Annotated in this window: 13 protein-coding genes; 7 read left to right on the top strand and 6 right to left on the bottom strand. The window is 71.8% G+C overall.

Translation table 11 applies throughout. The features are described 5' to 3' along the window. Positions 1 to 81 precede the first annotated feature (81 nt). On the top strand, positions 82 to 1,536 hold the full coding sequence (locus tag ACGFJ7_RS12130) for a polysaccharide biosynthesis protein (RefSeq protein ID WP_392642189.1): 1,455 nt from the start codon (positions 82 to 84) through the stop codon (positions 1,534 to 1,536). Here ACGFJ7_RS12130 and ACGFJ7_RS12125 read toward each other — a convergent pair. After that, positions 1,522 to 2,331, bottom strand: a complete 810-nt coding sequence (locus tag ACGFJ7_RS12125) for a DUF1028 domain-containing protein (protein WP_360248946.1) — start codon at positions 2,329 to 2,331, stop codon at positions 1,522 to 1,524. The genes ACGFJ7_RS12130 and ACGFJ7_RS12125 overlap by 15 nt on opposite strands. A gap of 405 nt (positions 2,332 to 2,736) precedes the next feature. Here ACGFJ7_RS12125 and ACGFJ7_RS12120 point away from each other — a divergent pair, with 405 nt between their 5' ends. From ACGFJ7_RS12120 to ACGFJ7_RS12110, 3 genes are all read left to right on the top strand, one after another. Further along, positions 2,737 to 2,958 carry a hypothetical protein gene (locus ACGFJ7_RS12120; protein ID WP_392642188.1) on the top strand — a complete coding sequence of 74 codons (222 nt, stop codon included), beginning with the start codon at positions 2,737 to 2,739 and terminating at the stop codon, positions 2,956 to 2,958. Positions 2,959 to 3,089: 131 nt separating this feature from the next. Next, positions 3,090 to 3,641 (top strand): SRPBCC family protein, encoded by a 552-nt coding sequence (locus tag ACGFJ7_RS12115; protein WP_392642187.1) that lies wholly within the window; start codon positions 3,090 to 3,092, stop codon positions 3,639 to 3,641. 185 nt (positions 3,642 to 3,826) lie between these two features. Continuing rightward, a complete protein-coding gene (locus ACGFJ7_RS12110; protein ID WP_392642186.1) occupies positions 3,827 to 4,216 on the top strand; it encodes a hypothetical protein in 390 nt (129 codons plus the stop codon). A 9-nt stretch (positions 4,217 to 4,225) separates the two neighbouring features. On the opposite strand, the gene ACGFJ7_RS12105 is transcribed toward ACGFJ7_RS12110, so the two are convergent. After that, positions 4,226 to 4,645 (bottom strand): universal stress protein, encoded by a 420-nt coding sequence (locus ACGFJ7_RS12105; protein WP_392642185.1) that lies wholly within the window; start codon positions 4,643 to 4,645, stop codon positions 4,226 to 4,228. A gap of 79 nt (positions 4,646 to 4,724) precedes the next feature. Between ACGFJ7_RS12105 and ACGFJ7_RS12100 the strand changes: the two genes are divergently transcribed. Next, the gene (locus ACGFJ7_RS12100) at positions 4,725 to 6,107 is read left to right on the top strand and encodes an APC family permease (RefSeq protein ID WP_392642184.1); all 1,383 of its coding nucleotides are present in this window, start codon (positions 4,725 to 4,727) and stop codon (positions 6,105 to 6,107) included. Here the strand turns inward: ACGFJ7_RS12100 and ACGFJ7_RS12095 are convergent. Genes ACGFJ7_RS12095 through ACGFJ7_RS12080 form a run of 4 tightly spaced genes read right to left on the bottom strand, consistent with a single transcriptional unit; the run spans position 6,097 to position 10,637 of the window. Further along, positions 6,097 to 7,830 carry a hypothetical protein gene (locus ACGFJ7_RS12095; protein WP_392642183.1) on the bottom strand — a complete coding sequence of 578 codons (1,734 nt, stop codon included), beginning with the start codon at positions 7,828 to 7,830 and terminating at the stop codon, positions 6,097 to 6,099. The two genes, ACGFJ7_RS12100 and ACGFJ7_RS12095, sit on opposite strands and share 11 nt — an antisense overlap. A gap of 11 nt (positions 7,831 to 7,841) precedes the next feature. Then, positions 7,842 to 8,903, bottom strand: coding sequence for a MoxR family ATPase (locus tag ACGFJ7_RS12090; RefSeq protein WP_360248967.1), 1,062 nt, complete (start codon positions 8,901 to 8,903; stop codon positions 7,842 to 7,844). A 40-nt stretch (positions 8,904 to 8,943) separates the two neighbouring features. Further along, a complete protein-coding gene (locus ACGFJ7_RS12085) occupies positions 8,944 to 9,546 on the bottom strand; it encodes a DNA-binding response regulator (RefSeq protein ID WP_392642182.1) in 603 nt (200 codons plus the stop codon). After that, positions 9,543 to 10,637, bottom strand: a complete 1,095-nt coding sequence (locus ACGFJ7_RS12080; protein WP_360248973.1) for a histidine kinase — start codon at positions 10,635 to 10,637, stop codon at positions 9,543 to 9,545. The genes ACGFJ7_RS12085 and ACGFJ7_RS12080 overlap by 4 nt, the downstream gene beginning before the upstream one ends. 109 nt (positions 10,638 to 10,746) lie before the next feature. On the opposite strand from ACGFJ7_RS12080, the gene ACGFJ7_RS12075 reads away from it, so the two are divergent. Further along, entirely contained in the window at positions 10,747 to 11,628 is an 882-nt protein-coding gene (locus ACGFJ7_RS12075; RefSeq protein WP_360248976.1) for an ABC transporter ATP-binding protein, read from the top strand. 15 nt (positions 11,629 to 11,643) lie between these two features. Next, the gene (locus ACGFJ7_RS12070) at positions 11,644 to 12,351 is read left to right on the top strand and encodes an ABC transporter permease (RefSeq protein WP_360248979.1); all 708 of its coding nucleotides are present in this window, start codon (positions 11,644 to 11,646) and stop codon (positions 12,349 to 12,351) included. The last annotated feature ends 9 nt before the right edge of the window (positions 12,352 to 12,360 follow it).

The raw sequence follows: 12,360 nt of genomic DNA, 5'->3' as shown, positions 1-12,360 counted from the left end.
GAATCTAAATTGCCGGTCGTTAACGCGAAGCATTATCAGAAACTTGCGCGGCGTCCCCTCCTGCCGCCTTAGGGTGCTTCTGTGACCGGCGGGGAGAATCTGCTCTACATGCTCGCCACGCGGTACGAGCGATGGCGGTCCCGGCCGTCCGCCGGCCTCAAGACCCGGGCCCTGCTGTTCGGCGGCGGCGCCGCGGCCCGCGACCTGCTGCACAGCATGCACTTCGACCCCCGGAGCCGGTACGTGCCGGTCGGCGTCCTCGACGACGACCCCCGCAAACGGCGCACGCGGGTGGCGGGGGTGCCCGTCCTGGGCGATCGCACCGCCCTGGCCTCGGCGGTCGCGCGCACCGGGGCCACCACGGTGGTCTTCGCCGTCTCGAACGCCGGCGCCCCGCTCGTCCGGGAGATCCGCGCCCTGGCCGACGCCGCCGGCGTCCGCTTCCTGGTCGTGCCGGCCATGAGCGAACTGCTGGACCACGAGATCGGCGTCCGCGACCTGCGCGAGGTGCGGGTGACCGACCTGCTGGGCCGGGTGCAGATCGAGACCGACCTGGACGCCATCGCCGGCTACCTGACCGGCAAACGGGTGCTGGTGACCGGGGCCGGCGGGTCGATCGGTTCCGAGCTGTGCCGGCAGATCAACCGGTTCTCCCCGGCCGAGCTGATGATGCTCGACCGCGACGAGAGCGCCCTGCAGGCCGTGCAGCTCTCCCTCGACCCGCGGGCCACGCTCAGTGACCCGGCGGTGATCCTGGCTTCGCTGCGTGACGTCGACCGGATCCGGGCGATCTTCCGGGACCGGCGGCCGGAGGTGGTCTTCCACGCGGCCGCGCTCAAACACCTGCCGCTGCTCGAGCGCTACCCGGGCGAGGCGGTGAAGACCAACATCTGGGGCACCCTGGCCGTGCTGGAGGCGGCGTCGTCGGTCGAGCGCTTCGTCAACATCTCGACCGACAAGGCGGCCGACCCGTCGAGCGTCCTCGGATACTCCAAGCGGATCACCGAACGGCTCACCGCGCACACCGCGGCCCACCGGCCCGGGACGTTCCTCAGCGTCCGGTTCGGCAACGTGCTCGGCAGCCGCGGCTCGGTGTTCGACCGGTTCACCGCGCAGATCGCCGACGGCGGCCCGATCACCGTCACCCACCCCGACGTGACCCGCTACTTCATGACCATCCAGGAGGCGGTGCACCTGGTCATCCAGGCCGCCGCGATCGGGCACGGCGGCGAGGCGCTGGTGCTCCAGATGGGCGAGCCGGTGCGCATCGCCGACGTGGCCCGGCAGATGGTCGAGCTGGCCCCGGCGCCGGTCGACATCGTGTACACCGGGCTGCGCCCGGGCGAGAAGATGGGCGAGGTGCTGTTCGGCGCGGGCGAGGAGGACCGGCGGACCGACCACCCGCTGATCTCCCACGTGTCGGTGCCGCCCCTGGACCCTTCGGCCGTACGCCACCTGGCCGCCAACGCCGATCCGGCCGCGCTCGCCGGTTCGCTGGCGGCGCTGTGCACCGTACCCGCCCTATCCTTTTCGTAGGATCTCCAGCACCAGCGGGTCGATGCTGCCCTCGACCAGGCGTTCCTCCAGGTTCTCGACCCCCGCCCAGCTGTCCAGGTCGTCGTAGCCGGCCTTCGTGAGCAGCGCCCGCACCTCGTCCGCGACCGCACCGGTCAGCGGGATCAGCGTGGCCGGGTCGGGCCGCTCGAAGTACAGCGTGTGCAGCTCGAGCAGCCGGGCCAGCTCGCCGACCGGATCCGGGTGGTCGTCGACCCGCAGGTCGACGAGGACGTCGCTGGTGCCGCCGTAGCCCATGCCCTTGGCCACGACGTACAGGGCGGCGCTCTGCCGTCCGCGCCGGTCACCCCCGGCGTCGTCGCCCGCCTTGAGCGCGTGCAGCAGGCGGTACTGGAACTTCTCCCCGGCCGCGTCGAGCCACGTCGCTTCGATGCCGGCCACCACCTGCGGACCGGCGAGCATGTTGCCCTGGATCGCGTAGCCGTCGCCGGCCGCGCCACCCGCCCACGGATGGCACTGGTCGCCGGTGAAGGTCGCGCCCGGCCCGTCCGGCCCGACCACGCCGACCTGCCGGTGCGCGACCGGTCCGGCGTCGCCGGCGATCAGGGCCTTGACGGTGTCGGCCGCGCCTACGCCCGTGCCCATCAGGGCCAGGGCCTGCGGCCGGTAGGCCAGATTGGCGTACGACTGGGTGGCCACCGCGCCCACGTCGGCCAGCGCGGCCGGCACGGCCGCCCCCACCCCGAGGAACTTGCTGGCCACGGCCACGCCGAGGGCCGTGCCGTCGGCCGAGCGGGCAACGATCGAGAAGGTCATGGCGCTGTTTGTAACACGGGGCGGGCATCCTGGTTCCACCGCGTTCGGCGGCGTAGATTTGGCATCGCCCGCCGGCCCTCGAGCGTGCCGCGGGTGGACGGGCCGGGTCGTTGCCGAGACCACCGCCCTCCCGCGGCACCGGCGGTTACCATGCGCGTCTTGAGCCAGCAGCCGGTCGCCGGGCTCCACCCCCAGTTCAGCTCCCCGGGCGCCACCGCGCGCCCGTGAACCGAGGTGTCGGTACGTCCCGACGGCCGTCCACATGTGACACCACTACCCACAGTCTGGGACGCGGGCGCCCTCCACTTCTGCCCCGGAGCCGGCGAACAGAAGGCGAAAAACCTGTAGCGCAACCCGAACTGCGCCATCACGACGGGCACCGCCGACGCCGACGCGGGCCTCGACGTGGTGGTCGAGGGCACGGCGACCCGGGTGACCGACCCCGATCGTCCGACCACCTTGGCCGCCCTCTGGAAATCCCGCCACAACTGGGACCTCCACCCGGCCGACGGCGCGTTCACCGGCGACGAGGGCAACGAGGCCCTGGTCTTCGCCGTCATCCCGGCCAAGGTGCTGGCCTTCGGCAAGGGCGAGCCCTACTCCCAGACCCGCTACCGCTTCGCGTAAAGCCCTCGCCGGCATCCGCCGCGCGATCATCCACCGGCCGCTGATCGACCTCCTCGCCAAGCGGCCGCGGGCTTGGAGGGCGCCATGGCGCGGTGGAACGATGGGCCGCGGGTATCGGGAGTCCGGCGTGCGTGATCGCGGTGGTCGACGGCGCTGTCGCGGTGGGCTCCGACGGCCGGTGGACGTTCGACGCGGAGGGCCGGAGCTGGATGGCGACAGTGCGTGCGGAAGTGGTTGTCGATCTGCCGCCCGAACAGGTGTGGGAGGCCGTGGCCGATGTCGGGGCGGTTCACCGGCGGCTGCTGCCGGGGCGGGTGCGAGACGCGCGGATCGAGGGCGACGCGCGGATCCTGACCATGCCGGACGGTTGGCAGGTGCGTGAGGTGATCGTGGCGGTGGACCACGGTCTGAGGCGACTGGCGTACGCGGTGGCCGACGGCCAGCGGATGCCGCTGACCTATCACCACGCGTCGTTCCAGGTGTTCGACGAGGAGGGCCGCGGGCGGCTGGTCTGGGTGACCGATGTGCTGCCGCACGCGATGGCCGCGGTCGTGCGCGGGGTCGTGGAGCGGGGCCTCGCCGAGATCAAGCAGACCCTCGAGTCGGGAACCCGACAGCCCCTCGGAGGGCCGTCCGAGGGGCCCGGAAGCGGGGCGGGGCAGTCTTCCGGGATAGATGCTTGAAGGCAATAGTAAACCGCGAATTTGCCCGTCCGGCCGGTGCGGTTGGGACCGATCGCGGTCGATGCGGGTGGATCAGTCCGGTCACCTATCCATAACAGACGATATGCAGAACGTGACCGGCGCGATTGAGTGGATCTCGCTCGAGGGGTGCGGGGAGACGAAGGGGTCGGTCAGTGGTGAACGCGGTGATATACGTGCGACCGGAGAACTACGGCGTGAGCGCGAGCCGTTGTCTCGAGCACTGCGCCGCCCGCCGGTACAACGTGGTCGGCCTGATCCAGGGCGACTGGGCCGCGGCCGCCCGCATGCTCGACGAGGGCCTGGCCGGCGTCGTCGTGGTGTCCTCGGCCGAACAGCTCAACCCGCACCTCGAGCCGCACCTCGAGCCGCGCGTCGAAGTGGTCCCCAAGCCGCGCCGCCAGCGCCGCTCCGCGTCGTCGGCCGCTCAGCCGGGCCGCCGCTGGACCTCCGACAACCCGGCCTCGTCGCTGCACGGCAACCCCCGCAAGCCGGACGCCGCTCCCCGAACCGGGGTACCGGCCCGCCCGGTACCCCGCAACCTCTTCCGCTCCTGACCGCCGTCCTCAGGGCTGATGCTGGGGGTGGGTGACCAGCAGGACCGGGCGGGACGAGCGTTTGATCAGGTCGAGGGGGACGCTGCCGAGCAGGCGCTCGGCCACCGTGGGGCGGCTGCTCGAGCCGGCGACGATCAGGTCGGCCTGTTGCTGATCGGCGAACTCGAGGACGGCCGGGACCGGGCGGCCCGGCACCACCGTCACGCTGGCCTCGATGCCGGCCTCGGCCAGGCGGGCGGCCATCGCCGACGCGGACTGGTAGGCCTTGTCGGCGAACACGCTTCGGGGCACGGCGGCCAGGCGTTCCAGCTCGACCTCGTCCGCCGCGACCACGGCCACCGTGGCGCCGGTCTGCTTGGCCAGGCCGATCACGGCGTCGGCGACCCAGGGAGTGTCGGCTTCGGGTTTCGCGGCTACCACGATGCGCATGGCCCGACGCTACCCAACAATCGCGACGCGTCGATAGTCACGACTCGACAGAACGTGCGAGATGTATGACGCTCGGTGGATGGCGGATGCGGTAACGACGGAACAGCCCTCCCTCAAGCGGGTCATGGGGCCCGGCCTTCTTCTGCTCTTCGTGGTCGGTGACATCCTCGGTACCGGCGTCTACGCGCTCACCGGGCGGGTCGCGTCCGAGGTCGGCGGGGCGGTGTGGCTGCCGTTCCTCGTCGCGTTCATCGTCGCGGTGCTCACCGCGTTCAGCTACCTCGAACTCGTGACGAAATATCCGCGGGCGGCCGGCGCGGCGCTGTACACGCACAAGGCGTTCGGCATCCATTTCCTGACGTTCATCGTCACCTTCGCCGTGATGTGCTCGGGGCTCACGAGCGCGTCCAGCGCGTCGAAGGCGTTCGCCTCGAACTTCGTCGAGGCGTTCGACCTGTCCTGGTCCGAGGGCGCGGCGCTGACCGCCGTCGCGCTCGGCTTCATCGTGCTGGTCGGCCTGATCAACTTCCGGGGCGTCGGCGAGAGCGTCAAACTCAACGTGCTGCTGACCTGCGTGGAGCTCTCCGGGCTGCTCATCGTCATCGGGATCGGCGCCTGGGCGCTCGGCGGCGGCGACGGCGACCTGTCCCGGCTGACCGACTTCACGCCGGCCGAGGGGGAGAGCGCCTTCTTCTCGGTCACCGCGGCCACCGCGCTCGCCTTCTTCGCCATGGTCGGCTTCGAGGACTCGGTGAACATGGCCGAGGAGACCAAGGACCCGGTCCGGATCTTCCCGAAGGTCATGCTCACCGGCCTGTGCGTCACCGGCGTCATCTACATCCTGGTCTCCATCTCGTCGGTGGCGCTGGTCGCGCCGGAGGAGCTCGGCGAGGGCGACGCGCCGCTGCTCAAGGTCGTGCAGGCGGGCGCGTCCGGGTTCCCGCTGTGGATCTTCGCCTTCATCACGATGTTCGCGGTGGCCAACTCGGCTCTGATCAACATGCTGATGGCCAGTCGATTGCTGTACGGAATGGCGAACGAGCGCGTGCTGCCGCGGATCCTCGGGCGGGTGCACCGGACGAGGCGTACCCCCTGGGTGGGAATCGTCTTCACCACGGTGATCGCCTTCGGCCTCATCTGGTTCGCCGATCTGGCCGCCCTGGGCGGGACGACGTCGCTGCTGCTGCTCTGTGTCTTCACGGTCGTCAACATCGCCGTGCTGGTGCTGCGCCGCGACCACGTCGACCACGAGCACTTCAAGGCGCCGACGGTCATCCCGGTGATCGGCGCCATCACCTGCGCGTACCTGGCCAGCCCGCTGTCCGGCCGGGCCGGCGCCGACTACCGCGTGGCCGGCATCCTGCTGGTCATCGGCGTGCTCCTGTGGCTGGTCACGTACCTCTACAACCGCAACGTCCGGCACGAGGAGACCACCCTCGACCCGGCGAACCTCAAGGAGTGAGGGCGAAGACCTCGCCCTTCGGCGTGAAGGGCAGACGGGCGCCGACCGGCATCAGATAGGCGTGCGGACGGCGTACGCGGAGAACGTCGCACCAGCCGTCGGTGATGACCAGGATCGGGCCGGTCGCCGGGAAGTCCTCGGCCCGTTCCAGCAGGTCGATCGCGGGCTGAAGGACGGTGCCGCCGCGCCCGCGCACCCGTACCCGCCCGGCGATGTCCTCGACCGGCAGATAACCGGCGTCGTACGCGGCCGCGTCGCAGAACACCACCCGCGCGGCGGGCACGTCCCGGGCGGTGGCGTACGAGGCGATCGCCCCCAGCGCCTTGCCCATCAGCTCGTGGTTCATCGAGCCGGACGTGTCGACCACGACGCCGAAGGTGCACTTGCGGACGGCTTCGAGCGGCAGATGACGGCCCGGGCGCGGAATGTCCGGTGTGGACGCCTGACGGCGTGACGGCCGGCTGTACGTGCGCTGCCACTCCGGCAACGGCACGTACTCGTCGAACCAGCGGGCCAGCCGCACGTCCCACGGCAGCGGCGGCTGCTCCAGCACCCGGATCTCGGCCATCAGGCCCGCCGGGAGCACGCCCCGGCCGCTGCTCAGGTGGTACGCGTAGCCGCTGAGCAGCGCGCGCCGGCAGTACTCGTCGAGGTCGACCGCCCGGGGGCGCCGGCCGGGATCGCCCAGGATGTCGCCCCGGCCGGCGCCGCGCAGCGTGGCCAGCTTGCGCACGCGGCGCAGATCGCCGGCGATCCGGTCGTAGACGTCCTCGGCGGACAGGCCGGCGAACTGAGGGTCGTACAGAGTGCCGTCCGGAAGCGTGCCGACGGCCATCTCGACCAGCCAGCCGTTGATCACGTAGTCACAGGCGACGTTCCAGAGGTACGCGTCGCGCCAGCCCGCCCGGTCGCCGTGGCGCAGGGCGGCGTGCAGCATCTCGTGGGCGAGCACGAAACGCCACTCGTCCTCGCCGAGCTGCCGCAGCGGGTTCACGTAGATCTCGCCGGCCTCGGGCGACACCGCGGCGATCGAGATGTCCCAGTCGCGGGCGAGGGCCGCGTCGGCGACCAGCTCGAACCGGGCCGCGACGGCCCCGAGCAGCGGGTACGAGCCGATGAACCAGCTCAGCGCGCGCCGCCACGGCGAGCGGCGGGATCCCGGCCGGGCGCCGCCGGCCACGTCGACCGCGGCGGTGGCGGCGGCGGACAGGCCGAGGGCGAACCGCTCGGGCCACCGCGGGTCGTCCTGGTGGCGGCCCAGCGGCTCGTACGACAGATCGGGCGCCCCGGCGCCGCAGCCGGCGAACTCGGGGGCCAGGCCGTTGCGGCGCAGCTGGTCCTCGTCGGCCGCGGGCAGCGTGTCGGGCAGGACGACCGGTTCGCGGCCCAGTTTCAGCGAGCGCTGGAAGCGGGTCACCACGAGGCAGGCCACGTCGTCCCACTCGCGCGCGTGATGCCCGAAGCCCAGATGCAGCAGGCAGTGGGCGAGCACCCAGGTCCAGCCGTCCTCGTCGAGCTTGCGGGCGCGGTTGGCGCGGATGTGGCCGCCCGGGCCGACCACGGCGTACCCGATGCCGGGCTCGTCGACCAGCTTGGCCGAGGCGCTGGCCAGCGGCCACCCGTCGGCGAGGGGCGCGAACATCGGATGCCGGGCGAGCGCCTTCCACGCGGCGAGAAAGGCGGCCGTGTTCGGATCGGGCTCGACGGCCTTCTTGCGGCTCACGCGACCGCCGCTCAGGTGCGGGCCGCGACCAGGCGGGGCAGGTCGCGGCTCACCTCGACCAGGAACCAGGCCGGCAGTACCGGCGCGCCGTCCTCGCCGGCCGCGATGACCAGGCGCCCGCACTCGAGCGACAGCTCGGCCAGCTCGACCAGCATCGCCTTGGCCCGGTGGGCGAAGTGGCGCACGCTCGCCGGCGCCCGGTCCTTGTCGGCCGGCAGCTCCTTGACCAGTCGCGCCCGGAACGTCTCGGCCAGGAAGTACAGCAGGTCGCGGTCGGTGGGGTGGGCCGGCCAGCCGGCGTCGCCGCGCAGGATCGCGTCGAGTCCGTACCGGTGCCGCACGATCTTCACGTACCCGCCGAACGCGGTCGCGTGGGCCGGGCTGAGCGTGCCGGCGGCCAGCAGCCGTACGACCTCCTCGTCGGCGCCGTCGCCGTAGGACTTCAGGGCGTCGGAGAGCATGTGCCAGCTGCGCGGCGTCGAGAAGGTCTCCTCGGTCTTGGGCGGCGCCGACCACAGGTGGTCGGGGCGCTCGGCCAGGTAGTCGGTCACCCACGGGTGCAGGCCGGCCTCCCGCGCCCACGCGCTCCAGTCCGCGTGCGAGGCCCGCAGGTGCACGTGGACGAGCCGGTTGACCAGCGCCGAGGCCATCGGCCGGGCCAGGGCCTGGTCGCTCGACCGGTTGCCGGCGCCGATCACGATCGACCCGGCCGGCAGCTCGTAGTCGCCGATGCGCCGGTCGAGGATCAGCGAGTAGAACGCCTTCTGCACGTCCGGGCCGGACGCGTTGAGCTCGTCGAGGAACAGGCAGTACGGCTCGTCGCGGGCGATCATCGCGGGCGGCGCGAAGCGGCTGCGCCCGTCCTTGAGCTCCGGGACGCCGATCAGGTCCTCGGCCGCCAGCTGGGTGCCGACCAGGGTGACGCAGTCGAGCCCGAGGGACGCCGCGAACGCGCGCACCAGCGAGCTCTTGCCGATCCCGGGCGCGCCCCACACGAAGACGGGCCGCACGACCGCCACGTGAAGCAGCAGGCCGGGCAGCTGAGCGGGGGTGACGGTGATCGCCGAGTGCACGCCGGAAGTCTGCCTTCCGGCGCCGCGCGAAGCATCCGAATTACAGCCAGTCGTGCTCGCGGGCGTAGCGGGCGGCCTCGTGCCGGGTCGACGTCTGGGTCTTCTGCATCGCGTTCGACAGGTAGTTGCGCACGGTTCCCTGGGCGAGGTGGAGCCGGGCCGCGATGTCGGCGACCGAGTAGCCCTCGCCGGTCACGCGCAGCACGTCGAGCTCGCGGTCGGTCAGCGGGCAGTCGTCCATCACGGCCACCGCGGACACGTCCGGGTCGATCCACCGCTTGCCCTCGTGCAGGGTGGCGATGACCGAGGTGATGTGCGCCGGCTCGGCCGACTTGCTGACGAAGCCCCGCACGCCGAGCTTCAAAGCCTTCCGGAGTACGCCGGGACGGGCGTGCCGGGTCAGCATCAGGATCACCTGGCCGGGCCGGGCCCGGCGGATCTCGGCCACGGCGCCGAGTCCGTCCACCCCCGGCATCTCCAGGTCGATCACGAGCACGTCGGGCTGATGCTTCAACGTCGCCTCGATCGCCGACGCCCCGTCGAACGCCTCGGCCAGCACCGTGATGTCGCCCTCCAGCGGCAGCAGGGCGGCCAGCGCCTTGCGCAGCAGGGCCTCGTCGTCGGCCAGGACCACGCTGGTCATGATCTGAACGCCGCCTGCGTCACGAACTCCCCGTCCTTCTGGGCGACCGTCAGCTCGCCGCCGTCGTCGGCCACCCGCCGGCGCAGCGCCGACAGCCCGTGCAGCTCCGGGAGCGCGTCGCCGCGGGCGCCGTCGTTGACCACCGAGATACCGGCCGCGGTCAGCGTGATCCGCACGCGGGTGGCCTGCGCGTGCCGCAGGATGTTGGTGGTCGTCTCGCGCAGCACCTGCCCGAGCATCTCGCTCGAGGTGGCGCCGGCGTCGGCCGAGCGGGTGATGCGCACGGCGATGCCGGCCGCCTCGAACAGGTTCTTCGCGTTCTCCAGCTCCGCGTTGAGGTTGAGCCGCCGTTGCGCGTACGCCAATTCCTTCGTCTGTTTGATGGTGTCGCCGACCAGCCCTTGGATCTCCCGCAACTCCTCTTCGGCCCGTGTGGGATCGCTGTGCACGAGCTTGGCCGCGAGGGCGGTCTTGAGCTTCACCACATGCAGCGTATGCCCCTGGATGTCGTGCAGCTCGCCGGCGAACCGCGCCCGCTCGCGGGCGACGGCCAGCTCGGCCTCCCGTGTGCGCGACTGCTCGAGCTCCTGGACGACGTCGTAGAACCGCTCACCGGCGACGCTGAAGACGATGGCGAGCCCGGTGACGCCGACGGGCACGAGAACCCATCGGGCCGCCCCGGCGCTGGGGTCGGCCAGGAGCCGGACGGCGCCCACCACGGCCAGGAAGGCGAGCGTGGCGGCGCCCGCCATCACACGGTGGGCCAGCCGGGGAATCGCCAGCGAAGCCACCACACACACCCCCCAATACGCGTTCGGCCCACCGATCAGGACACCCACCGGCCACACCACGGCCGCGACGACCAGGCACGGGACGAACACCCGGGACAGGTCGTTGGCCGTCCAGCGCTCGACCGCGACCAGCGCCACCACCACCCCCGGCGCCAGCACCACCGGGTGCCACCAGGCGTGCGTGTCGGCGCCGACGATGATCACCGCCGCCAGGATCAACGGCGGGAACGCGGTGATCAGGTTGAGCCGGCGCAGACGGCCCTGCGTCGACACGCTGATGCGCAACGGTCTCGCGGTCACGCCACCAAGTATTCAGCCTTGATCGAGGGCCGGACAGTGACACCACGTCACATCGGGCCGTGACGTGGCGGCACTGAACGCGGCGGCGCGATCGCGGTTGCATCGACGCATGACCACAACGCCCGTCATCGAAGTCGAACGGCTCAACGTCCGATACGGCGACTTCCACGCCGTGAAGGACCTGTCCTTCCATGTGGCGGCCGGCGAACTCTACGCCCTGCTCGGCACCAACGGCGCCGGGAAGACCTCGACCCTGGAGACGGTGGAGGGGCATCGAAAGGCCACTTCCGGCGCCGTACGGGTGTTCGGGGCCGCCCCGGACGACCGGCCGGCGGTGCGGCCCCGGATGGGGATCATGCTGCAGGAGAGCGGATTCTCCCCGGACCTCACGGTCCGCGAGTCGGTACGGCTGATCGGGGCGCTGACCAGGCGCCCGGACGACGCGGGCCGGGTCCTGGACGTGGTGGGCCTGACCCGCAAGGCCGGCACCAAGGTGGCGCAGCTGTCCGGCGGCGAGAAGCGGCGGCTCGACTTCGCCACCGCGATCTGGGGGACACCCGAGCTGATCTTCCTGGACGAGCCGACCACCGGCCTCGACATCCAGTCCCGCGACGACCTGTGGGCGGCGGTCGACCGGCTGCGCGAACGCGGGACGACCGTCGTGCTCACCACCCACTACCTCGAAGAAGCGCAGGAGCGGGCCGACCGGATCGGGCTGATGCACGAGGGCACCTTCCACCGCGAGGGCACGGTGGCCGAGCTGACCCGCACGCTGCCCTCGGTCATCCACTTCACGCTGCCCGCCGGCACACCCACGCTGCCGCTTCACGCGTCCCGGGACGCTTCCGGCGCGTATGCCGTCGAGACCTTCACCCTGCAGAAAGACCTGCACCTGCTGCTCGGCTGGGCGCAGGACCACGGTGTCGAGCTGGGCGACCTGCGGGCCGGTGCGACCGGCCTGGACGACGTCTTCCGCGCCATCGCCGGCTGAAAGGAGCCACCCGTCATGCTCTCCATCGCGCTCAGCGAGCTCATCCAGATCTTCCGGAACCGGCTCGTGCTGGTCACCAGCCTCATCATGCCGGCGGTGGTCAGCGCGTACTTCATCTACCAGCACGAGACGTTCGCGGCCATCGGCGGCCTGGGCTACATCGCGGCGATCGTCATGTTCACCGTGGGCGCCTTCGGCCTGTACACGTCGGCGGTCACCACGCTGGCCTCGCGCCGGCAGAACCTCTTCCTCAAGCGCCTGCGCTCGACGGCGGCCGGCGACGCGGACATCATCGCCGGCCTGCTCCTGCCGGTGACCGCCCTGGCCCTGATCCAGGTGGCGGTCATCCTGACCGTGCTGGGCGCGGTCACCGGCACGCCCGGCAACGCCGTGCTCGTCGGCGTGGGTGTCGTGGCCACCCTGGCCATGATGGCCGGGCTGGGCCTGGCCACGGCCGGGCTGACCAACTCGCCCGAACACGCCCAGGTGACCACGCTGCCGGTCAGCCTCGGCGTGATCGCGGTGGCCAGCTGGGTCGGCATCAGCGGCACCGAACAGCTGACCCTGCTCAAGCGGCTGCTGCCCGGCGGCGCGGCCACCGAACTGGTCGCCGGCGCCTGGAACGGCAGCGCCCCGCCGATCCTGCTGGCGCCCACCCTGGCCTGGGTCGTCGTCGCGATCGCCCTGGCCACCCGCCTGTTCCGCTGGGAGCCGCGCCGCTGACCCGCCCGG

This window comes from Actinoplanes sp. NPDC048988 (assembly GCF_043197815.1).
Lineage (GTDB): Bacteria > Actinomycetota > Actinomycetes > Mycobacteriales > Micromonosporaceae > Actinoplanes.
This window is presented reverse-complemented; position numbering and strand designations above follow the sequence as displayed.

What these genes read in the sequence shown, in the direction of transcription:
- ACGFJ7_RS12125 (WP_360248946.1), bottom strand. Translation starts at nt 2,331, where the DNA reads ATGACCTTCTCGATCGTTGCCCGCTCGGCCGACGGCACGGCCCTCGGC.
- ACGFJ7_RS12105 (WP_392642185.1), bottom strand. Translation starts at nt 4,645, where the DNA reads ATGCGCATCGTGGTAGCCGCGAAACCCGAAGCCGACACTCCCTGGGTC.
- ACGFJ7_RS12100 (WP_392642184.1), top strand. Translation starts at nt 4,725, where the DNA reads ATGGCGGATGCGGTAACGACGGAACAGCCCTCCCTCAAGCGGGTCATG.
- ACGFJ7_RS12085 (WP_392642182.1), bottom strand. Translation starts at nt 9,546, where the DNA reads ATGACCAGCGTGGTCCTGGCCGACGACGAGGCCCTGCTGCGCAAGGCG.
- ACGFJ7_RS12075 (WP_360248976.1), top strand. Translation starts at nt 10,747, where the DNA reads ATGACCACAACGCCCGTCATCGAAGTCGAACGGCTCAACGTCCGATAC.
- ACGFJ7_RS12070 (WP_360248979.1), top strand. Translation starts at nt 11,644, where the DNA reads ATGCTCTCCATCGCGCTCAGCGAGCTCATCCAGATCTTCCGGAACCGG.